We start from the raw sequence: 21060 nt of genomic DNA, 5'->3' as shown, positions 1-21060 counted from the left end.
CCGGACAGCTGTAGGAGGCTCCGCTCATGTCGTCCCCCCACGCCCCCGAGACCACCGAGGCCGCCGAGGCCGCTCGGTACGCCCCGGCGTCCGGCCTCCCGGAGAGTTCCGACGCCGCCCCCGCCGAACAGTCCGGCTACGACGCCGGGCTGCTCCTGCTGCGCCTCGCGGTCGGCCTGATCATGGCCGCGCACGGATCGCAGAAACTGTTCGGCTGGTTCGACGGCGGCGGGATCGACGGCACCGCGCAGTTCTTCACTGCCTCCGGCTATCCCTCGGCCAGGACCATGGCCGTCGTCGCCGGGCTCTCCGAAACCCTCGGCGGCCTCGGCCTGGTGCTGGGCCTGCTCACACCGCTCGCGGGCGCAGCGGTGTTCGGCACCATGCTCAACGCGCTCACGGTCAAGTGGGGCGGCGGTTTCTTCGCGCCCCAGGGAGTGGAGTACGAACTGCTGCTCCTGGTCGCCGCCGCGGCGCTCACTCTCACCGGCCCCGGTCGGCTGGCGGCCGACCGGGTGCTGCCACTGCCACGCGCGCACCGGCTCACCCATGGCGCCGCCCTGCTCGTGCTCGGAGCCGCGGTGGCCGGCGCTGTGCTGCTGATGCGTTCTTGACCCGCTGTCTTCCCGCCCCTCACGCGGGCGAGATGAGAGCCCGGCCGGGTGAGGCCGGGCTCTCATGGGGGAAGTGGAACAATAGACGGCTTTCGCTCGTTCTTGACTCTGCACTAGCGTGCTGTTTTTGCTAACGCATTACGCTGGACTGCAAGGCCGCGCAGTGTGGCCATGGAGGAGTGAGATGAGGAGCAGCAACCCGGTCTTCTCGCGACGGGGGTTCAGCCGCTCGGGCGGCTATGCCGGTTTCCAGCAGCAGCCGCCGCAGGCCGGGAACCCCTACGCGACCAACCCTTACGCCGCGAACCCGTACGGCCAGCAGCCAGGTCCGTACACCGCCCAGCAGACCCAGGCCCCCGGCCAGCCGTATGCGCCGCCGGCCGCACCGCCGTCCGCCGGGCGGATGACGATCGACGATGTCGTCGCCCGTACGGGTATGACGCTCGGCCTCGTCATCGTCACCGCCGCCATCGCCTGGATCACCGGGCTTTCGCTGCCGCTCGCCGTCGGTGCGGGCCTCGTGGCGATGGTGCTGTCGCTCGTGCAGGCGTTCAAGCGCAAGCCGTCGCCCGCACTCATCCTTGCGTACGCCGCTTTTGAGGGGCTCTTCCTCGGTGCGCTGAGCAACTACGTCAACCAGTTCGTGAACGGCGCCGCGATGCAGGCGGTGCTGGGCACGCTGGCGGTCTTCACCGCCGTCCTGGTGCTCTACAAGACCCGTGTCATCCGCGTCACCCAGCGGTTCTACCGGTTCGTTATGGCGGCGGCGATCGGCTTCGTGCTGCTCATGGCCGTCAACCTGCTCTTCGCCGCCTTCAGTGGCGGTGACGGGCTCGGCTTCCGCAGCGGTGGCCTGGGAATCCTCTTCGGCGTCATCGGCGTCGTGCTCGGCGCGCTGTTCCTGGCGCTGGACTTCAAGCAGGTCGAGGACGGCATCGCCTACGGGGCTCCCAAGGAGGAGTCCTGGCTCGCCGCCTTCGGTCTGACGCTGACCCTGGTGTGGATCTACCTGGAGTTCCTGCGTCTGATCGCCATCCTGCAGGGCGACAACTAGCCGCCGCAGGCCCGCAGCGGGCATCCGCCGCAGCGGGCATCGCGAGGGCCCGGGAGGCTCGGCCTCCCGGGCCCTCGTCGTGTTCGCGTCCTTTGCGTCCTAGGGTCTTCGGGGTCTTCAGGTCCGGCCGGACCGGGGGATGAGGCCCGGCCTAGCGGTGGCGCGCGGCGCGCCGCAGATCGTGCTCGTGGATGATGGCTTTGGCGTGCCCGTAGGCGAGGTTGTGCTCACCGCGGAGCCAGCTCACCTTCTCCTCGAAACGGAGCAGGGCAGGGCCCTCGTCGACCGCGCGGAGCCATTCGGAGACTTCACGACCAGTGCACTGAGGAATGCGGGACAGCATGTTCCGGTGGGTCTCTTCGGAGAAGACTTGGGACATCGGCGCCTCCGGACGCTTCTGCAATGAGTCCTTGCCGACACGTTGCCTGAGCGTTCCGGCGTTGGCAACAGTGCGGAGGCGCCGCACCGCAGCACGGCCGCATAGGGTGGGGGTGTGCCCTGGCTCGATATCCGCCCCCTGACCGACGCCGTGGAACGGCTCGCCGACCGGTTGCGTGCCCTCCCGGAGAGCGCCTTGCGGCAGGGGGCCGCCGCGGAAGGGCTCTCGCTCGCGAGGGAGTTGGCGCTGCTGGCCCAGCGTCTTGAGTTCCCCGAGCGCGGGATGTCGCGGGTGCTGCCGGACGCCGGTGTCTTCGCGGTCGGTGATCAACTCGCCGTCGCAGGTCACGATGTGGTTGCGGCCCTGGAAACCGCCCCGGACACCGTCGCGGAACCCGCCCTGCGGGAAGCCCTCCAGCTGCTGGACAGCTCCCCGCTGTCCTCGCGGGGGTCTTCTCGGCGTTAGCACTCCCGCGGAGTGCTGCCCGCCTACAGGGGCGTGATGACCCGGTCGGCCAGCAGGAAGGTCGTCCTGCCGTCGGGGAAGCCGAAGGTGAGCGTGTAGGAACCGGCGATACCGGAGCCGCCCATCAGGACCGGCGGCTCGCCCCGGCGAATGCCGTCGGCCAGCGCCTCGCTGGTGGCCCGATGGCCCGGCGACAGGCACACCGTCGTACCGTCCTCGAAGACGTACACGTCCAGCGTGCCCAGCGGCCCCGGGCGTACGTCGGCCAGCGGCGTCCCGGCATCGGCGAGTTCGGCCAGCCGCTCGACGGTGCGCTCGTGGAAGGTGACCGTGGGGGTCGTGGGGGACGGCGCCGCACCAGGGGTGACCGGCTCGCCGTTGAGGTTGTAGTCCGGCTGGGACGGGTGGCGGCGCCGGGCGGCGGCCAGCCCCGGGGACTCCGCCTCGGCGGAGTCGTCCTCGTCACCGGTACGGGACGCGTCGGCTGCGGCGCCGAGTTCGTCGTCCGTACCGCGCTGGTCTTCCGCTGCGCGCTCGTCGTCCGCGCGGCCGTACGGGGCCACATCCACCTCGATGTCCATGTCGCCGTCCTCGGGGCCCGGCTGGCGGGGGATGAACGGCCCGCAGGGGTCGGTGTCGAGCAGCGCGCCCAGCTCCTCGGTGAACTCGTCACCGAGGTCGTCCGGTGCCACCTCGTACTCGGTGCCGTGGCCGGCCAGCATGGCGCCCGTCTCGGGGCTCGCGTCGCGGGCCTCCTGGGCGGCCCAGAAAGCGCGGGCCTCCGCCAGTTCGCGCTCGCGCTCGTCGGCCAGCGCGGCGGCGACGGCTGCGCGGATCTCCTGGGCGAAGGCGGCGGCCGGCTGCGCGTCGTCCGTACCGTGTCCATCGGCGTGCCGACAGGTGTGCCCGGCGGCCGCGGCGGCGTCGCGGGCCCGCGGGACCGCCGCCGCAACCGCGGTGGCCGGGACGGCCGTCGGTGCCGTTTCCAGCTGGACGCGCAGCGCCGTCAGCTGGCGGCGCAGACCGCGCGCCGTGTGCAGTGCCGCACCGCCCAACGCGGTGGCCCCGGCCGCCGCGCACAGCAGGATGAGGGATATGGCGCTCACTGACTTGACTCCCGGTTCCGGTTCGGTCCCCTGACGCGGTTCCCCCCGGTCATTGCCCCTGCGTCCCTACAACAGCGCTGTATTCCTACAACAGCGCCGCCAGGCAGGTTGTTCAAGGTTCTTCGACCGTAGTGCAAATCCCGCCGAATTGGACAGGGGAAGTCCGGAACCAACCTCGAATGCACCGCTGTGACCTGCGGGAATGCCGCGCCCTCAGGGTGTATATCACATCCTGAGGGCGCTTCGGTCTCACCGTTGTATACGTCGTATACAAGGTGTGCGGCGAGTTCGGTGGGTCAGCTCAGCCGCTCCAGCACCATTGCCATGCCCTGGCCGCCGCCCACGCACATGGTCTCAAGGCCGAACTGCTTGTCATGCCACTGGAGCGAGTTGAGCAGGGTCGTGGTGATGCGGGCGCCGGTCATCCCGAAGGGGTGACCCACGGCGATGGCACCGCCGTTGACGTTGAGCTTGTCCAGGTCGATGCCGAGGTCCTGGTAGGAGGGGATCACCTGGGCGGCGAACGCCTCGTTGATCTCCACCAGATCGATGTCGCCGATCGACATGCCGGCGCGGGCCAGCGCCTGCTTGCTCGCCTCGACGGGGCCGTAGCCCATGATCTCGGGGGAGAGCGCGGAGACGCCGGTCGAGACGATCCGGGCCAGCGGTGTGAGGCCCAGCTCACGGGCCTTGGTGTCGGACATGATGACGAGCGCTGCGGCGCCGTCGTTGAGGGGGCAGCAGTTACCCGCTGTGACCATGCCGTCGGGGCGGAAGACGGGCTTCAGCCCCTCGACGCCCTCCAGCGTCACACCGGCGCGTGGCCCGTCGTCCTTGCTGACCACCGTGCCGTCGGGAGTGGTGACGGGCGTGATCTCGCGCTCCCAGAAGCCGTCCGCGATGGCCTTCTCGGCGAGGTTCTGGGACCGTACGCCGAACTCGTCCATCTCACGGCGCGTGATGCCCTTGTGACGGGCCAGGTTCTCGGCCGTCTGGCCCATGGCGATGTAGACGTCCGGGACCTTCCCCTCCTCGCGCGGGTCGGTCCACCCCTCTCCCCCAGCCTCCGGCCGGGAGGTACCCCCATGCTCGGCGCGGGCCGCGGTGCGCGCCTCGGCTTCTGCGAAGAGCGGGTTGTGGGTGTCGGGCATCCCGTCGGAGCTGCCCTTCACCGAGCGGGAGACCGTCTCGACGCCCGCGGAGAGGAACACATCGCCCTCGCCCGCCTTGATCGCGTGCAGCGCCATCCGGGTCGTCTGGAGGGAGGACGAGCAGTAGCGGGTGATGGTGCAGCCGGGGAGGTGGTCCATGCCGAGCTGGACGGCCACCACCCGGCCCAGGTTGTGGCCCTGCTCACCGCCGGGGAGGCCGCAGCCCAGCATCAGGTCGTCGATGTCGGCCGGATCCAGCTCCGGCACCTTGGCGAGGGCCGCCTTGATGATCTCGGCCGTCAGATCGTCCGGGCGGACGTCCTTGAGGGAGCCCTTGAAGGCGCGGCCGATCGGGGAGCGGGCGGCGGAGACGATCACTGCTTCGGGCATCAGGGCTCCTGAGGGGTCGGCGGGTGGCTACGCCACGGCTACGCAGCGCAAGTTACCCGGCCGTAGAGTCCGGGTCACGGGCCCGGCGATGTGATGCGGGCCTCTTCTAAGCGTTTGCTTTTCCCGCGACGTGGTCAAGAGCTTCCTCTCCTTGCGGCGCTCTCCTCTCCTTGCGACGTTCCCTCTCCTTCGCCTCGCCGCGTTGCCCTCCCCCGGCCGGGGCACCCCCTCACCGGGTTTCGGGGATGCCCTCGGGGGGTTTGGGGCGGGCCTCTTCGGGAGGGGGCAGCCTGCGCCGCCGCCGGTGCTTGAGCAGCGCCCAGGGCCCCCGCATCCCGGCAACCTCGGTGCCGCCCTCCGCGGCAGCCTCCGCCGCGGCGCGGGCCACCGGCAGGATGCCCTCGCGGCGCCGGGCGTCCGGACGCTCGTCCTCGGTCGGCCACAGCCCCAGCGCCGCGCACAGCGTGGGCAGTATGGCCATCGCGGCGGTGGCGTACCCCTCCGCGGAGGGGTGATAGTTGTCCGGGCCGAACAGCTCGCGCGGGTTCGCCGAGAACTCGGGCCCCAGCAGATCACCCAGCGACACCGTCCGGCCGCCCTCCTCGACGACGGCGATGGTCTGGGCCGCGGCCAGCTGACGCGACAGCCGCCGCGCGATCCAGCGCAGCGGCTGTCCGACGGGCTCCACGCTGCCCAGGTCGGGGCAGGTGCCGACCACCACCTCGCAGCCGGCCGTACGCAGCCGCGCTACCGCGTCCGAGAGATAGCGCACGGAGCGGGCCGGGGGCATCCGGTGGGTGACGTCGTTGGCGCCGACCATGATGACGCACACGTCCGGCGACTCGGACAGCTCCCGCTCGCTGAGCAGCAGGGTGATCTGCCGCTCCAGGTCGTCGGACATGGCGCCGGAGAGCGCCACGTTGCGCAGTTCGACGGGGCGTTCGGCGATGGCGGCGAGCGCCGAGGCCAGCAGCGCTCCCGGGGTCTGGCGCGGCCGGTGCACACCCTGGCCCGCGGCCGTCGAGTCGCCGAGGAAGGCGAGGCGCAGCGGCCCTCCTGAGTAGAGCCTGCCGAAGGCGCTGCCGTACAGACCGTCGGCCTTGGGTGGCTCGTCCTCGGAGCCGCCGATATGACGTTTCGCCAGCTGGAGCTCGGTGAAGAGCAGCCCGACCGCCGCTCCACCGACCAGGCCGAGCCCGCCGCTTCCATAGGCGGCCGCGGTCGCGATCCGCCGGGCTACTCTCGCGCTCGACGCCTTCGACATCGGCATTGTCCTGTTCCGCCTCCCGAGTTTTCGAGCCCACCGGTTCTGGTTTTCATGGGGGGTTCGTGGCTGTTTGGGGTTGGAGTTTCGGGCGATACGCTGGGCGATATGTCCGGTACATCCGTCTGTTCATGAGGTGTGCGTATGCGTTCCTGGTCTGTGGGTTCCGTTCCGGACCGACGTGCGCCGGGTGCGCACCGCCGGGCCGTGCGCCGGGGCTCGCAACCTCCAAGACTGTGTTGCCCCGTGCGGCCCGCCCTGCAACGCACCTGAGGTGTGCACGTGTTGCCCATAGGCTGTCGGGACGGGCTCGCGAACCCCGCGGCCCTGCGACTACGACTATGCGCGGAGACCACGGTGCAGTATCACGAGTCGATGATCGAGCTTGTCGGAAACACCCCGCTGCTCAAGCTCAACAGTGTCACGGACGGCATTCAGGCCACCGTCCTTGCCAAGGTCGAGTACTTCAACCCAGGCGGTTCCGTGAAGGACCGGATCGCGCTGCGCATGATCGAGGCGGCGGAGGAGTCGGGTGAACTGCGGCCCGGCGGGGTGATCGTGGAGCCCACCTCGGGCAATACCGGTGTCGGACTGGCCATCGTGGCGCAGCAGAAGGGGTACCGCTGCCTCTTCGTCTGCCCCGACAAGGTCTCCATGGACAAGATCAATGTGCTGCGGGCCTACGGAGCCGAGGTCGTGGTCTGCCCAACGGCCGTCGATCCCGAACATCCCGACTCTTACTACAACGTTTCCGACAGGCTGGTACGCGAAACCCCGGGCGCCTGGAAGCCCGATCAGTACAGCAACCCCAACAACCCCCGCTCGCACTACGAAACGACCGGCCCGGAGCTGTGGGAGCAGACCGGTGGCCGGATCACCCACTTCGTGGCGGGCATCGGCACCGGCGGCACCATCAGCGGCACCGGGCGATACCTGAAAGAGGTCAGCGGCGGCCGGGTGCGGATCGTGGGCGCCGACCCGGAAGGCTCGGTCTACTCGGGCGGTTCGGGCCGGCCGTATCTGGTCGAGGGGGTGGGCGAGGACTTCTGGCCCGACGCCTACGACCGGGACATCACCGACGAGATCGTGGCCGTCTCCGACAAGGACTCCTTCCAGATGACGCGGCGGCTGGCCAAGGAGGAGGGCCTGCTGGTCGGTGGCTCCTGCGGGATGGCCGTGGTCGGCGCGCTGGAGGTGGCCAAGCGGCTCGGGCCGGACGACGTGGTGGTCGTGCTGCTGCCGGACGGCGGGCGCGGCTATCTGAGCAAGATCTTCAACGACGAATGGATGAACGACTACGGGTTCCTGGAGGAGGGCGGCACCACCGGGGCGCGGGTCGGTGAGGTGCTGCGGTTCAAGGAGGGCCCGATCCCCTCACTCGTCCACATGCACCCGGAGGAGAAGGTGGGCGAGGCCATCGAGGTGCTGCGTGAATACGGCGTCTCGCAGATGCCCGTCGTCAAGCGCGGCGCCGGGCACCCGGATGTGATGGCCGCCGAGGTGATCGGCTCCGTGGTCGAACGGGAGCTGCTCGACGCGCTGTTCGCCCAGCGGGCCTCCCTGGACGACCCGCTGGACAAGCACATGAGTGCGCCGCTGCCGCACGTGGGTGCGGGCGAGAGCGTGGCCGACCTGATGGCCGTGCTGGAGGGGGCCGATGCGGCGATCGTGCTCGCGGAGGGCAAGCCGAGCGGAGTGGTGAGCCGGCAGGACCTGCTGGCGTTCCTGGCGCACGAGGGCCGCTAGCGCCAAGAGGGCTTGCCCATCGGATCCCGCGTACCCGGTGCAGGGCGGGCCGGATCCGCCGGGCAAGCTCTAATCCGCGTCCCGTCCACCGCGGGAGAACCAGGAGCGGCTGGCCTGGAGTGCGTTGACCGCGACGATGCCTGCCCAGCAGGTGACCAGACCGGTCAGCCCCGCGTTGGCCACGGCTATCGCCGAGAGCGGGATCGCCAGCACCAGGGAGGCCACCGCGAGGCCCAGCCGGGCGCCGAGACCGTCCGGCAGACCATGCGGCAGACCGTGCGGCGGCTGCTCCTGCCGGGTGCCGGGGTTGCCGCCTCGTGCGACCACCATCTGCTGCTCGGCCAGTTGGCGGCGCACCCGCTTGTCGACGACGTTGTCCAGCCGCTGCTCCACCTTTTCCAGGAAGGAGTCCAGCAGCTCGTCCTCGTACTCGGGGCCCAGTTCCCGGCGCGTCTGCACAGTCGCGTCGAGTTCCTTCTTCAGCTCGGGGTCGGGTGCGCTCATACCCGTTACAGTACGGGCCCCGCGCCCCGGGGACAGTGGTGCTAGCACCACTCCTGCCGGATGCCGGATGCCGGATGCCGGCTCCGGCTCGTCTTGCCCGGGACGGCCGGTGCTGCATAGCCTTATGCAGGGGAGGAGCGGGCTGAATGAGAGGTGCGGGATGAGCAGCGCGAGCGCGCGGTTGCTGAAGCTCTTCGAGGGGCACCGGCTGACGCCGACGCAGCGCCGTATCGCGCACTGCATGGTCCGCAGGGCAGGCGACGCGCCGTTCCTCTCCAGCGTCGAGCTCGCCGAGCTGGCCGGGGTCAGCCAGCCGTCCGTGACGCGGTTCGCGGTGGCGCTCGGTTTCGACGGCTACCCGGCGCTCCGCCGCCATCTGCGGGAGAGCGAGCCGCCCGAGGGAGCCGAACCCACCGGGGAGGGCGAGCGGCCGGGCGGGTTCAACGAGTACCAGCAGGCCGTGCACGCCGAGATCGAGAACCTGCGGCACCTGGCAGCGCTGCTGGACGACCCCGCGCCGGTCGAGCGTGCCGGAGCGCTGCTGGCCGCCTCCCGTCCGCTGCCCGTGCTCGGGCTGCGGGCCGCGGCCGCGCAGGCCGGCGGCTTCGCGTATTTCGCCGCCAAGGTGCACCCGGACGTACGGCTGCTCACCGAGGGCGGCTCCATGCTGCTGGACCGCATCGACGGCTGCGTACGGGCCGGGGCGAGCGCACTGATGTGCTTCGCGCTGCCCCGGCATCCGCGTGAGACGGTGGAGGCGCTGGAGGCCGCGCGTCAGGCCGGGCTGTCGATCGTCACCGTCGCCGACAGCGCCTTCGCTCCCGTCGCGCACCCCGGCGATCTGCTGCTGCCCGCTGCCGTCGGCACGGGCCTGGCCTTCGACACCGCCTGTGCCCCCATGCTGCTGGGACGGGTGCTGCTGGAGGCGATGTGCGACGGACTGCCGGACGCGCAGGCGCGGCTCGAGGAGTTCGACACGCGGGCGAGCGAGCGCGGCCTCTTCGCGGAGTGAGCGCCGGGCTGCGGCCGCCGAAATCCGGGTGCCCGAGGGCGGGTTCTGTCGTACTGTGCGCGGCCGTGAGCCGCGTAGCGCTTACGCGTGGACACAGAGATCCTGCGCATCCCATAGGAGAGCCCTGATTGGACGACTCCCCATCTCCCGGCCTGCCGCACCCCGGCGCCGACCCGAAGCTCATCACGGACTGGGTGGCGGGCTGGGCCGCCTCCCGAGGTACTCCCGCGCCGGTGGAGCGCCCTTGGGGGCTCTATATGGCGGTGGGGGACGAGCGGCTGCTGGGGCGGCACGTGCTGCTGGAGGCCGACGAGGCGACGGTGCACCAGGTCGCCGCCGCGGTGCGGGTTCCGCACACCTGGATGATGGTCTTCGCCGAGCCGGAGGTGGTCACCGGCTGGCTGCCGAGCGGCTGGGAAGTGGACCACGCGGAAACCGGCCACTTGATGACCGCCGGTCTGCAGACGACCCGGCCGGTGCCGCCCGAGGGCTACACACGGACGGTCGAGAGCCGCGACGGCGTCACCTACGTGCGCGTGGACGACGCCGCGACAGGTGACCCCGCGGCCTCCGGACAGGCGGCCGTGCTCGGCGAAACCGCTGTCATGGACCGCATTCTCACCCAGGAGGCACACCGCCGCCGCGGTCTCGGCAGCCTGGTGATGCGCACCCTCGCCGACAGCACGGTGGCCGCCGGCGCGACCCTCGGCCTCCTGGGCGCGACCCCGCAGGGACGGGCCCTCTACGAGACGCTGGGCTGGAAGGCGCACAGCATCCTGACGGAGTGCGTCTACCGGCCGTAGGAGCGGAGTGCGTCTGCGGGTCGTAGAACCGGAGTGCGTCCACCGGCCGAAGCGCGGCTACGTGCCGTAGGCCGGATCGCGGCCGAGGAAGGCCAGGAGTCGGTCCCCCGGCGGGGCCCCTGGTGCCACGGGCAGCTCAGCGGCGAAGAGCGGATGCCGGGCACCCTCGTGCGGGATCAAATGCCGGGCGACGGGCAGCAGCCGGACCGCCAGTGGCGCCGGGATGGGGCGGTCGGCGCTGCCGGTGGCCCGCGCGATGTCCCAGCCGTGCACCGCCATCTCGACCGCGCCGGTCAGCGCGAGCGCCGTCGCCGTCAGTGGTGCGTCGGCCACCACGATCAGGCGGCGGCGCGGACCCGCGGCGGTCCACGCCCCCAGCAGCCGTGCGGCCCGCAGCCGGAAGGCCGCCGCGGGATCGCCCCTCGCGGGAGGCCCGGTCTCCGCGGCGTACCCGTCCCCCCTCGCCGCCCCCTGCGCAGGGTCCGGGTGCAGGGCGACCGTGCCCTGAGCCATGCCCTCGTGCAGCGCCGCCAGGGAGTCGTCCGCGTGCGACATCAGCCCGCCCAGGTCCCACTCCGTGCACGGGGTGGGCAGGTGCAGCAGCGCCGGGGTGACGCACTGCGCCGTACCCAGCGCGTAGCCGACCGCGTGCCGCAGCAGCTCGGCCGCCCGCGCGCTGCTGTCCGGCCGACTGCCGCCACCGCCCTGTGCGGTCCCCTCCCGGCTGTCCCCGTCCCCCTCCTCGCGGAACACGGCGCTAGGAGGCGGACTTGGCGTCGGTGGCCTCGAAGAGCTGTACGTAATTGCCGTCCGGGTCCTCCAGGGTGCTCAGCAGGACGTGCTCGTCCACGGTCTCGACGGGGCGCACCCAGCGCGGATTGAGCTGCTCGGTCAGCCGGTCGGCCAGGCCGTGGAGGTCCGTCACCTCGAAGTTGACCAGGATACGGCCCGGCTCGACGGCCTTGCGGCCCACATCGTCCCGGCTCTCGAAGATGACGTACGTCCCGGACAGCTCCAGAACGAGCATCGGCCCTTCGCCCTCCTCCGTGTCCGGCGCGAACGCGGTGCGGTACCACTCCCACAGCCGCTTCGGGTCCGTGCTGCCCAGCACGATGCCGCCCACCCGGGGTCCGGTCGTTTCCGTCATGAGATCTGCCTCCCGCAGTCGTCGGACGCCGAGTACGCTGCCCGGCTCTCACAGAGATGGACCGGGCCCGGCCCCGAAACTCATCGCCGGGTGCCGCCATCCCCCTGCGATACGGTCGGGAGCGGGTCTCTTCCGGAACGGCTGAGCCAGCGCGATCCCTGCCCGCGGGGTCATCTTCAGCCCCGCACAGAATCAGGACCGCTGATGGACAGATTCGCCGCAGTCCAGCAGGCCCTGCGCAGCGCGCCGCCGCACGCCCTCGCCGGAATCGTCATCGCGGAGCTGCGGGAGCAGTACGGCGCCGATTTCGTCGAGATCCGCATGGTCGACTACGGCATGCAGTCGCTGCAGCTGGTCGAGGGGCACGCGGCCAAGACGGAGCCGGTGTCGGTGTACGACAGCCCTCAGGGGCGCGCCTTCGGCTCCCAGGACCCGTTCGTGACCGAGCAGCCCGGCGGCGGCATCGTCGCCCATCTGCCGATCACCATTCGCGGCGACCGGCTTGGCACCCTCTCGGTCGGTCTGCCCTCCGCCGAGGACCCGAACGGCCTGCTGCCCGTGCTGCGGCAGCTGTCCGAGGCGCTGGGCCACGAGATCCTCGTCGCCGAGCGCGACACGGACCTGTTCGTGCTGGCCCGCCGCGCCTCGCGGCTCACGCTGGCGGCGGAGATGCAGTGGCAGCTGCTGCCCGGACGCTCCTGCGCCCGCGAGGAGTTCGAGGTGGGCGCTCATCTGGAGCCCGCGTACGCCGTCTTCGGCGACAGCTTCGACTGGGAGGCGTCCGAGCGGTATCTGACCCTCACCGTCACCAACGGCATGGGCGAGGGCATAGCGGCGGCCCTGCTGACCAACCTGGCCACCAACGCGCTGCGCAACGCGCGCCGTGCCGGGCTGGATCTGGCCGGCCAGGCGACCCTCGCCGACCAGGCCGTCTACGCGCAGCACCAGGGCTCCGCCTACGTGTCCGTGCTGCTGCTGCGGTTCGAGCTGGCCACTGGGCGGGTGGAGGTGGTGGACGCCGGCTCCCCGAAGGTGTGGCGGATGCGGGGCCGCGGCGTGGAAGAGCTCTCCTTCGACCATCAGCTGCCGCTGGGCATGTTCGAGGACACGGTCTACGCGGAGGAGCACTTCGCCGTACGGCCCGGCGACCGGTTGCTGATCGGCAGCGACGGCGTCCACGCGACCCCTGGGCCGGACGGCGAGACGTACGGGGAGCGCGTGCTGGCCCGTTCGCTGCCGGGGCTGCGGCTGTTGCCCGCGGGCCAGGTTCCCGCGGCGGTGCTGCGGGAACTGGCTGCTTATCGGGGTGAGGTGCCGCTTCAGGATGATGCGGTGGTGATGTGCGTGGACTGGCTGGGCCCTGATGGAGCTTGCCCCCTCCCGCCTTGCTGATGAGGGGGTGCCACTTTTGCCGTCTGCAGGCTGCGGGTTTGTTGCTGGTTGCTCGCGCAGTTCCCCGCGCCCCTTCGGGGCGCTTCAGACCCGGACCGCGGCGGCGAGGGTTTCGAATTCTTCGTCGGTCAGTTCGATCCGGGCGGACTGGGCGTTTTCCTCCAGGTGGGCGAGGCGGGAGGTGCCGGGGATCGGGAGCATCACAGGGGAGCGGCGCAGTAGCCAGGCGAGGGCGAGCTGGGAGGGGGTGGCGCCGTGTTGGTGGGCGGCGGACTCCAGGGGGCCGCCGGGGCGGGCCAGTTCGCCGGTGGCGATGGGGAACCAGGGGATGAAGGCGACGTTCTCCTGCTCGGCGTACTCCAGCACCGGCTCGGCGCTGCGGTCGGCGAGGTTGTACAGGTTCTGCACGGAGACGACGTCCGCCAGTTTCCTGGCCTCCTCCAGCTGGGCAACCGAGACCTCGGACAGCCCGATGAACCGGATCTTGCCCTCCTGCTGGAGCAGCGACAGCTCGCCCAGCTGGTCGGCGACCGGCACCTTCTCGTCGATACGGTGCAGCTGGTAGAGGTCGATGCGCTCCAGGCCCAGGTGGCGGAGGCTCAGTTCGCACTGCTGGCGCAGATATTCGGGGCGCCCCACCGGGCGCCAGTCGTCGGGTCCTGCCCGGGTCAGTCCGCCCTTGGTGGCGATGACGAGGTCGTCCGGGTAGGGGTGCAGGGCCTGGCGGATGAGGCGTTCGCTGACGAACGGGCCGTAGGAGTCGGCCGTGTCGATGAAGTTCACGCCCAGCTCGACGGCGCGCCGCAGCACCCGTACGGCCTCGTCCGGGTCCCGGGGCTCGCCCCAGACGCCGGGGCCCGTCAGCTGCATGGCGCCGTAGCCGAGCCGGTTGACGGGCAGCTGCCCGCCGAGTGCGAACGTCCCGGCGGCGCCGATGGGCCGGCCGGCGTTGACTGCTGAGGCTGCGGGGGAGTCGGACACGAGTCGTTCCCTTCGTCGGTGCTGCCGGCGGGTTCGCTCAGCCGAGCATCTTGATGACCTCGGCGGCCACCGGCTGAGCTGACGCCGGGTTCTGACCGGTGACCAGGTTACGGTCCACGACCACGTGCGGGGCCCAGGGTTCTCCCGCGTCGAAGTGCGCCCCGGCCTCGACCAGCCGGTCCTGGAGCAGCCACCTGGCCTTGGCGGCCAGCCCCGTCTGCTGCTCCTCGGCGTTGGTGAAACCGGTCAGCCGGTACCCGTACACCGCGCTGGCACCCTCTTGCGTATGGGCGGCCAGCAGCGCGGCGGGGCCGTGGCAGACCACGCCGAGCGGTCTGCCTGAGGCCAGGGTGCGCACCAGCAGGGTGCCGGAGTCCGAGTCGGTCGCCAGGTCCTCCATGGGGCCGTGTCCGCCGGGGTAGAAGACGGCGTCGAAGCCGGCCGGGCCGCCGCCGCTGTCGATCCGTACGTCCTCGATGCTCAGCGGCTGGCCCAGCTCGGTGAAGGACTCCAGTCCCGCTGCCACCCGGTCGGCGCCCTCCTGCCCGCCGTTCGCGTCGGCGGACAGGCTGGCCTGGTCGACGCTGGGGAGGACGCCGCCGGGGGTGGCGACGACGACCTGGTGGCCGGCTGCCTTGAACGCCTCGTAGGGGGCGACGGCCTCCTCGGCCCAGAAGCCGGTGGGGTGCTGGGTGCCGTCGGCGAGCGTCCAGTGCCGGGCGCCGGTCAGCACGAAAAGGATCTGCGACATGTCGTTCTCCGGGGGCTGCGGGGAGGGCTACCCGACGACGGTAGGCCGCTGGCGGCGCCCACGGCGGCTGACGTCACCGGGCGAGCCCGCCGCATCCCCTGGCCGCCGCAGCCGGGACGGCCGAAGGCCCCGTTGACTAGAACTATTCAGCGCGTATCGTTGGTGAATAGATTCGTTACGCGACCACAGGCGTGCGCGTACGCCGCGGCAGCACCGCAGCGTGCGCGTACGCCGCGAGTCGAGGAGGCAGGGGCAACATGACCAGCACCGCAGGACCGCGCCCGGTCAGGGCACCGCGCGGCAGCGAGCTGAGCGCGCTCGGATGGCAGCAGGAGGCCGCTCTGCGGATGCTCCAGAACAACCTCGACCCCGAGGTCGCCGAGCACCCGGACAAGCTCGTCGTCTACGGCGGCACCGGAAAGGCGGCGCGCGACTGGGCGTCGTTCGACGCGATGGTCCGCACCCTGCGCACGCTGCGCGGCGACGAGACGATGCTCGTACAGTCCGGCCGCCCCGTCGGGGTGATGACCACCCACGAGTGGGCCCCTCGGGTGCTGATCGCCAACTCCAACCTGGTCGGCGACTGGGCCAACTGGGAGGAGTTCCGGCGGCTGGAACAGCTCGGTCTGACCATGTACGGCCAGATGACCGCGGGTTCCTGGATCTACATCGGCACCCAGGGCATCCTCCAGGGCACCTACGAGACGTTCGCGGCGGTCGCCGCCAAGAGGTTCGGGGGGTCCCTGGCCGGAACCATCACGCTGACCGCCGGGCTCGGCGGGATGGGCGGTGCCCAGCCGCTCGCCGTCACCATGAACGACGGCGTCGCGATCGTGGTGGAGTGCGACCCCTCGCGCATCGCACGCCGTATCGAACACGGGTATCTGGACGTACGGGCCGAGAGCACCGCCGAGGCGCTGCGGCTCGCCGTCGAGGCCCGGGACGCGCGCCGCCCGCTGTCCATCGGACTGCTCGGCAACGCCGCCGAGGTGCTGCCCCAGCTGCTCGCCGAGGGCGCGCCCATCGACATCGTCACCGACCAGACCTCAGCGCACGACCCGCTCTCCTATCTGCCCGTGGGCGTCGACTTCGCCGACATGGCCACATACGCCGCCGAGAAGCCGGCCGACTTCACCCGACGCGCACGCGAGTCGATGGCCGCGCACGTCGAGGCGATGGTCGGCTTCCAGGACGCCGGTGCCGAGGTCTTCGACTACGGCAACTCCATCCGCGGCGAGGCGCAGCTCGCCGGGTACGAGCGTGCGTTCGAGTTTCCCGGCTTCGTCCCCGCCTACATCCGCCCTCTCTTCTGCGAGGGCAAGGGCCCCTTCCGCTGGGCGGCGCTCTCCGGCGACCCCGCCGACATCGCCGCGACGGACCGCGCGCTGCTGGACCTCTTCCCGGAGAACGCCTCGCTGGCGCGCTGGCTGAAGCTCGCCGGTGAGCGCGTGCACTACCAGGGGCTGCCCGCGCGGATCTGCTGGCTCGGCTACGGGGAGCGGGCCGCGGCCGGCGAACGCTTCAACGACATGGTGGCGGCGGGTGAGCTGAAGGCCCCGCTGGTGCTGGGCCGCGACCACCTGGACTGCGGGTCCGTCGCCTCGCCCTACCGCGAGACCGAAGCCATGCGGGACGGCTCCGACGCCATCGCCGACTGGCCCATGCTCAACGCCATGCTCAACGTGGCCTCCGGCGCCACCTGGGTCTCCCTCCACCACGGTGGAGGGGTCGGCATGGGGCGCTCCCTGCACGCGGGGCAGGTCACGGTCGCCGACGGGACCGCGCTGGCGGGGGAGAAGCTCTCGCGGGTCCTCACCAACGACCCCGGCACGGGAGTGATCCGGCACGTCGACGCGGGGTACCCCGAGGCGGAGTCGGTCGCCGCCGACCGCGGAGTGCGCATTCCCATGCGGGAGGGAGAGCAGCGTGCCTGAGGGCGTCCCGAGCCCCTCCTTCCACGCCATGTGGAAAGAGCTGCTCCCCCTCGGCAAGGCACCCGGTGGTGGTTACCGCCGGTTCGCGTGGTCGGGGCCCGACATGGAGTGCCGGCAGTGGTTCCGCGAGCAGGCGGAGGCGCGTGGACTGGCGTACGAGGTGGACGGGAACGGCAACCAATGGGCGTGGGCCGGCGACAAGAACGCCGGGAACGCGCTGGTGACCGGCTCCCATCTCGACTCGGTGCCCGAGGGCGGTGCCTTCGACGGCCCCCTCGGCGTCATCTCGGCCCTCGCCGCGTACGACGAACTCCGCACTCGCGGCGCGGAGTTCACCCGCCCCTTCGCGATCGTCAACTTCGCCGACGAGGAGGGCGCCCGCTTCGGGCTCGCCTGCGTGGGCTCGCGGCTGCTGACCGGCGCCCTCAGCCGGGAGGGCGCGCACGAGCTGCGGGACGCCGAAGGAGTGACGCTGCCGCAGGCCATGGAGGCGGCCGGCTACAGCCCCGAGGCGCTGGGCCCGGACCCCGAGCGGCTGGCCCGTATCGGCGCGTTCGTGGAGCTCCACATCGAGCAGGGCCGCGCGCTGTCCGAAACGCCAGGGGTGCAGCACCCGGTGGCCGTCGCCTCGGCGATCTGGCCGCACGGGCGCTGGCGGTTCGACTTCCGGGGCGAGGCCAACCACGCGGGCACCACCCGGCTGGAGGACCGCAGGGACCCGATGCTCACCTACGCCAACACCGTGCTCGCCGCCCGCAAGAAGGCGCGGCTGGCGGGCGCGCTGGCCACCTTCGGCAAGGTGGCGGTGGACCCGAACGGCGTGAACGCCGTGCCGTCCCGGGTCAGCGGATGGCTCGACTCGCGGGCCCCGGACGAGGAGACGCTGGCGGCCGTGGTCGCCGAGATCGAACGCGCGGCCGGGGAGCGCGGCGGGCGCGACGGGGTGGCGGTCGAGGTGACGCGGGAGTCGGAGACACCGCTGGTGGAGTTCGACCACGTACTGCGCGACCGACTGGTCGGTCTGCTGGGCGGCGACGTTCCGGTGCTGCCCACCGGCGCCGGACACGACGCGGGTATTTTGTCCGCTTCGGTGCCCACAGCCATGCTGTACGTCCGCAACCCGACCGGCATCTCGCACTCGCCCGCCGAGTTCGCCGAGGAGGACGACTGTGCGGCGGGCGTCAGCGCGCTCACCGACGTACTGGAGGGTCTGGTGTGACCACGAGGACCAGGACGAACCCCAACGCGACAGGCCCCGATCCCGGCGGTGTCCCGGCCGAGAAGGTCTACTGGTGCGAGAACGCCTGGCTCAACGGCACCGTCGAGCCGCACGTCGTCCTGGAGGTGACCGCACAGGGCCGGCTGGGCGCCATCCGTACCGGCGTCCAGACGCCGCCGCCCGGCGCTGTCCCGCTGCGCGGGCTGACGCTGCCCGGGCTGGCGAACGCCCACTCGCACGCGTTCCACCGGGCGCTGCGCGGCACCGTGCAGGTCGGCTCGGGCACCTTCTGGACGTGGCGGGACACCATGTACCAGACGGCGTCGCTGCTCACCCCGGACAGCTACTACGCGCTGGCGCGTGCCGTGTACGCGGAGATGGCGCTGGCCGGGATCACCTGTGTGGGTGAGTTCCACTATCTGCACCACGCTCCGGGCGGTGAACGCTACGACGACCCCAACGCGATGAGCCACGCGCTGGTCGCTGCGGCGGCGGACGCGGGCATCCGTATCACCCTGCTGGACACCGCCTATCTCGCCTCCGGCATCGGACGGAAGGGCCGCGGCGAGCCGCCCACCCGGCAGCAGCTGCGCTTCAGCGACGGCACCGCCGAGGCGTGGGCCGAACGCGCCGCGGCCTTCCGCCCGGACGGTGACCACGTACGCGTCGGCGCCGCCGTGCACTCCGTACGGGCCGTGCCCGCACGGGAGTTGCGCACCGTCGCCGAGTGGGCCGAACAGCGCAAGGCGCCGCTGCACGTCCATCTGTCCGAGCAGACCGCGGAGAACGAGGCGTGCGAGAGCGTGCACGGGCTGACGCCGACCGCGCTGCTGGCCGAGCACGGCGTACTCGGCCCGCGTACCACCGCCGTCCACGCCACCCATCTGACGACGGACGACATCCGCGCGGTGGGCGGCTCGGGCACGGGGGTGTGCATGTGCCCGACCACCGAACGCGATCTGGCCGACGGCATCGGCCCGGCCCCGGCGCTGGACCGCGCCGGATCCGGGCTGTCGCTGGGCAGCGACAGCCACGCCGTCATCGACCTGTTCGAGGAAGCCCGCGCTCTGGAGCTCAACGAGCGCCTCGCCAGCCGTACGCGGGGCCACTGGACCGCCGGGCAGCTGCTGCGGGCCGCCACCGAGGGCGGGCACGCCGCGCTGGGGTGGCCCGAGGCGAGCCGCCTGGAGACGGGTGCGCCGGCCGACTTCGTCACCGTGGCGCTCGATTCGGTCCGTACGGCCGGGCCCGTGGTGCGGCTGGGCGCCGAGACGGCCGTGTTCGCAGCCACCGCCGCCGACGTCCGCCACACGGTGGTGGCCGGGCGGCATGTGGTGCGGGACGGCGCCCACACCCGTGTCGACTCCGTACCCGAGGCCCTGGCGGAGGCCATCGCAGCGCTCCGCCCCTGACACCCGAGCCACAAGGACAACCGACCCATGCCTCAAGCCACCTCCCGCACCCTCTCCCTCACCAACATCGCGTCCCTCGTCACCAACGACCCCGCCCAGGGCGACGGAGGCCCGCTCGGCCTCATCGAGAACGCAGCCCTCGTCATCGAGGACGGCAAGGTGGCATGGGTGGGCCCGACGGACAGGGCGCCGGCGGCCGACGAGACGTACGACGCGGGCGGCAGGGCCGCGATCCCGGGCTTCGTCGACAGCCACTCGCACCTGCTCTACGCGGGCGACCGCACCCAGGAGTTCAACGCCCGGATGTCCGGACGCCCCTATACGGCGGGTGGCATCCGCACCACCGTTCGCGCCACCCGCGAGGCGGGGGACGCCGAGCTGGCGGCCACGCTGAAGGCGCACTTGCGCGAGATGCTGGCGCAGGGCACCACCACCGTGGAGACCAAGTCGGGATACGGGCTCTCGCCCGAGCACGAGTCCCGCGCGCTCCGGCTGGCCGCGGAGTCGGGCCTGGAGGAGATCACCTACCTCGGTGCCCACATCGTCCCGCCGGAGTACGCGGAGGACCCCGACGGCTACACCGCGCTGGTCGCGGGCGAGATGCTGCAGGCGTGCGCCCCGTACGCCCGCTGGGTGGACGTCTTCTGTGAGGAGGGCGCCTTCGACGAGGACCAGTCGCGCACCATCCTCACCGCGGGCAAGGCCCAGGGCCTCACCCCCCGGGTGCACGCCAACCAGCTCACCCACGGCCCCGGTGTCCAACTGGCGGTGGAGGTGGGCGCGGCGTCGGCCGACCACTGCACGCACCTCACGGACGCGGACATCGACGCGCTGGCGAACAGCGCCACAGTGGCCACCCTGCTGCCCGGCTGCGAGTTCTCCACACGCGCCGTCTATCCTCGCGCCCGCCGCCTCCTGGAGGCGGGCGTCACGGTGGCGCTGTCCACCGACTGCAACCCCGGCTCCTCGTACACCTCCTCGATGCCGTTCTGCATCGCCATCGCCGTACGGGAGATGGGGATGACGCCGGACGAGGCGCTGTGGTCGGCGACGGCGGGCGGCGCCCAGGCGCTGCGCCGTACCGACATCGGCCGGCTGACCGCCGGCTCCCGCGCCGACCTCGCCCTCCTGGACGCCCCCTCCCACGTCCACCTCTCCTACCGCCCGGGGGTCCCCCTGGTCGCTACGGTGTGGCGGGAGGGCGTGCGCCAGGGGTGAGGGCTCCGCGGATGGGTGAAGGCTTCGGTGCGGAAATCCTGCGGGGTGATGCCGTAGGCCGCACGGAAGGCGCGGGTGAAGTCGGCGGCCCGGGGGAAGCCCCAAGTGGCCGCGATGGACTGGATGGTGCGGTCGCCTAGCCGCGGGTCGGCCAGATCGCGACGGGCGCGGTTCAGCCGCTGGCGGCGGATCCAGGAGCTGACGGTGCAGCCCTGGCTCTGGAAGAGCCGGTGCAGACTGCGGGTGGAGATGTGGTGGGCGGCGGCGACGGTGTCGGGGCACAGCCCGGGGTCGCCCAGGTGTTCCCAGATGAAGCTCTGGATGCGGGCGAACAGGGCAGGGCGGTGGTCGACGGCCTCCTGCGGGCAGCTGTGCACCATGTCGTCCCCCGGACTGTCAGAAGCTCATCCAGCCCTCAGGACGATAGAAAGCCGCAGGCCGCGGCGAATCCCGTGCAAGTTCCAACTGTGGTGTCCAACCAGGGGTTGAGGCGGCCTTCGGATAATCCCGGTGCGGTA

General features: G+C 71.7%; 21 protein-coding genes. 11 read left to right on the top strand and 10 right to left on the bottom strand.

The window, feature by feature from the left end:
- Positions 1 to 26 precede the first annotated feature (26 nt).
- Both ITI46_RS01875 and ITI46_RS01870 read left to right on the top strand, forming a co-directional pair.
- On the top strand, positions 27 to 614 hold the full coding sequence (locus tag ITI46_RS01875; protein ID WP_209237484.1) for a DoxX family protein: 588 nt from the start codon (positions 27 to 29) through the stop codon (positions 612 to 614).
- A gap of 184 nt (positions 615 to 798) precedes the next feature.
- On the top strand, positions 799 to 1668 hold the full coding sequence (locus tag ITI46_RS01870) for a Bax inhibitor-1/YccA family protein (RefSeq protein WP_209237483.1): 870 nt from the start codon (positions 799 to 801) through the stop codon (positions 1666 to 1668).
- A 151-nt stretch (positions 1669 to 1819) separates the two neighbouring features.
- On the opposite strand, the gene ITI46_RS01865 is transcribed toward ITI46_RS01870, so the two are convergent.
- Positions 1820 to 2047 carry a DUF4287 domain-containing protein gene (locus ITI46_RS01865; protein ID WP_209237481.1) on the bottom strand — a complete coding sequence of 76 codons (228 nt, stop codon included), beginning with the start codon at positions 2045 to 2047 and terminating at the stop codon, positions 1820 to 1822.
- Between the two features lie 114 nt (positions 2048 to 2161).
- On the opposite strand from ITI46_RS01865, the gene ITI46_RS01860 reads away from it, so the two are divergent.
- Positions 2162 to 2512, top strand: coding sequence for a hypothetical protein (locus tag ITI46_RS01860; RefSeq protein ID WP_209237479.1), 351 nt, complete (start codon positions 2162 to 2164; stop codon positions 2510 to 2512).
- Between the two features lie 23 nt (positions 2513 to 2535).
- Here the strand turns inward: ITI46_RS01860 and ITI46_RS01855 are convergent, their stop codons facing one another.
- The 3 genes from ITI46_RS01855 to ITI46_RS01845 all read right to left on the bottom strand — a co-directional run bounded on the left by ITI46_RS01855 (position 2536) and on the right by ITI46_RS01845 (position 6429).
- Positions 2536 to 3618, bottom strand: coding sequence for a hypothetical protein (locus ITI46_RS01855; protein WP_209237478.1), 1083 nt, complete (start codon positions 3616 to 3618; stop codon positions 2536 to 2538).
- Positions 3619 to 3914: 296 nt separating this feature from the next.
- On the bottom strand, positions 3915 to 5159 hold the full coding sequence (locus ITI46_RS01850; RefSeq protein WP_209237476.1) for an acetyl-CoA C-acetyltransferase: 1245 nt from the start codon (positions 5157 to 5159) through the stop codon (positions 3915 to 3917).
- Between the two features lie 229 nt (positions 5160 to 5388).
- Positions 5389 to 6429: an SGNH/GDSL hydrolase family protein gene (locus ITI46_RS01845; protein WP_209237474.1), complete on the bottom strand. Its 1041-nt coding sequence runs from the start codon at positions 6427 to 6429 to the stop codon at positions 5389 to 5391.
- Positions 6430 to 6780: 351 nt separating this feature from the next.
- On the opposite strand from ITI46_RS01845, the gene ITI46_RS01840 reads away from it, so the two are divergent.
- Positions 6781 to 8169, top strand: coding sequence for a cystathionine beta-synthase (locus ITI46_RS01840; protein WP_209237472.1), 1389 nt, complete (start codon positions 6781 to 6783; stop codon positions 8167 to 8169).
- A gap of 69 nt (positions 8170 to 8238) precedes the next feature.
- Here ITI46_RS01840 and ITI46_RS01835 read toward each other — a convergent pair whose 3' ends face one another.
- On the bottom strand, positions 8239 to 8673 hold the full coding sequence (locus tag ITI46_RS01835) for a hypothetical protein (RefSeq protein ID WP_209237471.1): 435 nt from the start codon (positions 8671 to 8673) through the stop codon (positions 8239 to 8241).
- Positions 8674 to 8833: 160 nt separating this feature from the next.
- Between ITI46_RS01835 and ITI46_RS01830 the strand changes: the two genes are divergently transcribed.
- Both ITI46_RS01830 and ITI46_RS01825 read left to right on the top strand, forming a co-directional pair.
- Positions 8834 to 9685 (top strand): MurR/RpiR family transcriptional regulator, encoded by an 852-nt coding sequence (locus ITI46_RS01830; RefSeq protein WP_209237470.1) that lies wholly within the window; start codon positions 8834 to 8836, stop codon positions 9683 to 9685.
- A 128-nt stretch (positions 9686 to 9813) separates the two neighbouring features.
- Complete coding sequence (locus tag ITI46_RS01825) at positions 9814 to 10488, top strand: GNAT family N-acetyltransferase (protein WP_307808021.1); 675 nt, start codon at positions 9814 to 9816, stop codon at positions 10486 to 10488.
- Between the two features lie 57 nt (positions 10489 to 10545).
- Here the strand turns inward: ITI46_RS01825 and ITI46_RS01820 are convergent, their stop codons facing one another.
- Together ITI46_RS01820 and ITI46_RS01815 are read right to left on the bottom strand one after the other, a co-directional pair.
- Entirely contained in the window at positions 10546 to 11241 is a 696-nt protein-coding gene (locus tag ITI46_RS01820; RefSeq protein WP_209237468.1) for a TIGR03086 family metal-binding protein, read from the bottom strand.
- 4 nt (positions 11242 to 11245) lie between these two features.
- Positions 11246 to 11635: a VOC family protein gene (locus tag ITI46_RS01815; RefSeq protein WP_209237466.1), complete on the bottom strand. Its 390-nt coding sequence runs from the start codon at positions 11633 to 11635 to the stop codon at positions 11246 to 11248.
- Between the two features lie 204 nt (positions 11636 to 11839).
- On the opposite strand from ITI46_RS01815, the gene ITI46_RS01810 reads away from it, so the two are divergent.
- Entirely contained in the window at positions 11840 to 13027 is a 1188-nt protein-coding gene (locus tag ITI46_RS01810; RefSeq protein WP_209237465.1) for a PP2C family protein-serine/threonine phosphatase, read from the top strand.
- Positions 13028 to 13111: 84 nt separating this feature from the next.
- Here ITI46_RS01810 and ITI46_RS01805 read toward each other — a convergent pair whose 3' ends face one another.
- Positions 13112 to 14008 (bottom strand): aldo/keto reductase, encoded by an 897-nt coding sequence (locus ITI46_RS01805; RefSeq protein ID WP_307808020.1) that lies wholly within the window; start codon positions 14006 to 14008, stop codon positions 13112 to 13114.
- Positions 14009 to 14045: 37 nt separating this feature from the next.
- Positions 14046 to 14759 carry a type 1 glutamine amidotransferase domain-containing protein gene (locus ITI46_RS01800; protein WP_209237463.1) on the bottom strand — a complete coding sequence of 238 codons (714 nt, stop codon included), beginning with the start codon at positions 14757 to 14759 and terminating at the stop codon, positions 14046 to 14048.
- Positions 14760 to 15016: 257 nt separating this feature from the next.
- Between ITI46_RS01800 and hutU the strand changes: the two genes are divergently transcribed.
- The 4 genes from hutU to hutI are packed head-to-tail and all read left to right on the top strand — an operon-like array spanning position 15017 to position 20542.
- A complete protein-coding gene (gene hutU / locus ITI46_RS01795) occupies positions 15017 to 16693 on the top strand; it encodes a urocanate hydratase (protein ID WP_209237461.1) in 1677 nt (558 codons plus the stop codon).
- A 28-nt stretch (positions 16694 to 16721) separates the two neighbouring features.
- A complete protein-coding gene (locus ITI46_RS01790) occupies positions 16722 to 17912 on the top strand; it encodes an allantoate amidohydrolase (protein WP_209237511.1) in 1191 nt (396 codons plus the stop codon).
- On the top strand, positions 17909 to 19324 hold the full coding sequence (locus ITI46_RS01785; protein ID WP_209237459.1) for a formimidoylglutamate deiminase: 1416 nt from the start codon (positions 17909 to 17911) through the stop codon (positions 19322 to 19324). The genes ITI46_RS01790 and ITI46_RS01785 overlap by 4 nt, the downstream gene beginning before the upstream one ends.
- A gap of 27 nt (positions 19325 to 19351) precedes the next feature.
- The gene (gene hutI, locus ITI46_RS01780) at positions 19352 to 20542 is read left to right on the top strand and encodes an imidazolonepropionase (RefSeq protein ID WP_209237457.1); all 1191 of its coding nucleotides are present in this window, start codon (positions 19352 to 19354) and stop codon (positions 20540 to 20542) included.
- On the opposite strand, the gene ITI46_RS01775 is transcribed toward hutI, so the two are convergent.
- Positions 20482 to 20922 carry a helix-turn-helix domain-containing protein gene (locus tag ITI46_RS01775; RefSeq protein ID WP_209237455.1) on the bottom strand — a complete coding sequence of 147 codons (441 nt, stop codon included), beginning with the start codon at positions 20920 to 20922 and terminating at the stop codon, positions 20482 to 20484. The genes hutI and ITI46_RS01775 overlap by 61 nt on opposite strands.
- Positions 20923 to 21060: the final 138 nt, after the last annotated feature.

This window comes from Streptomyces oryzae, assembly GCF_017676365.1.
Taxonomy (GTDB): domain Bacteria; phylum Actinomycetota; class Actinomycetes; order Streptomycetales; family Streptomycetaceae; genus Streptomyces; species Streptomyces oryzae.
This window is presented reverse-complemented; position numbering and strand designations above follow the sequence as displayed.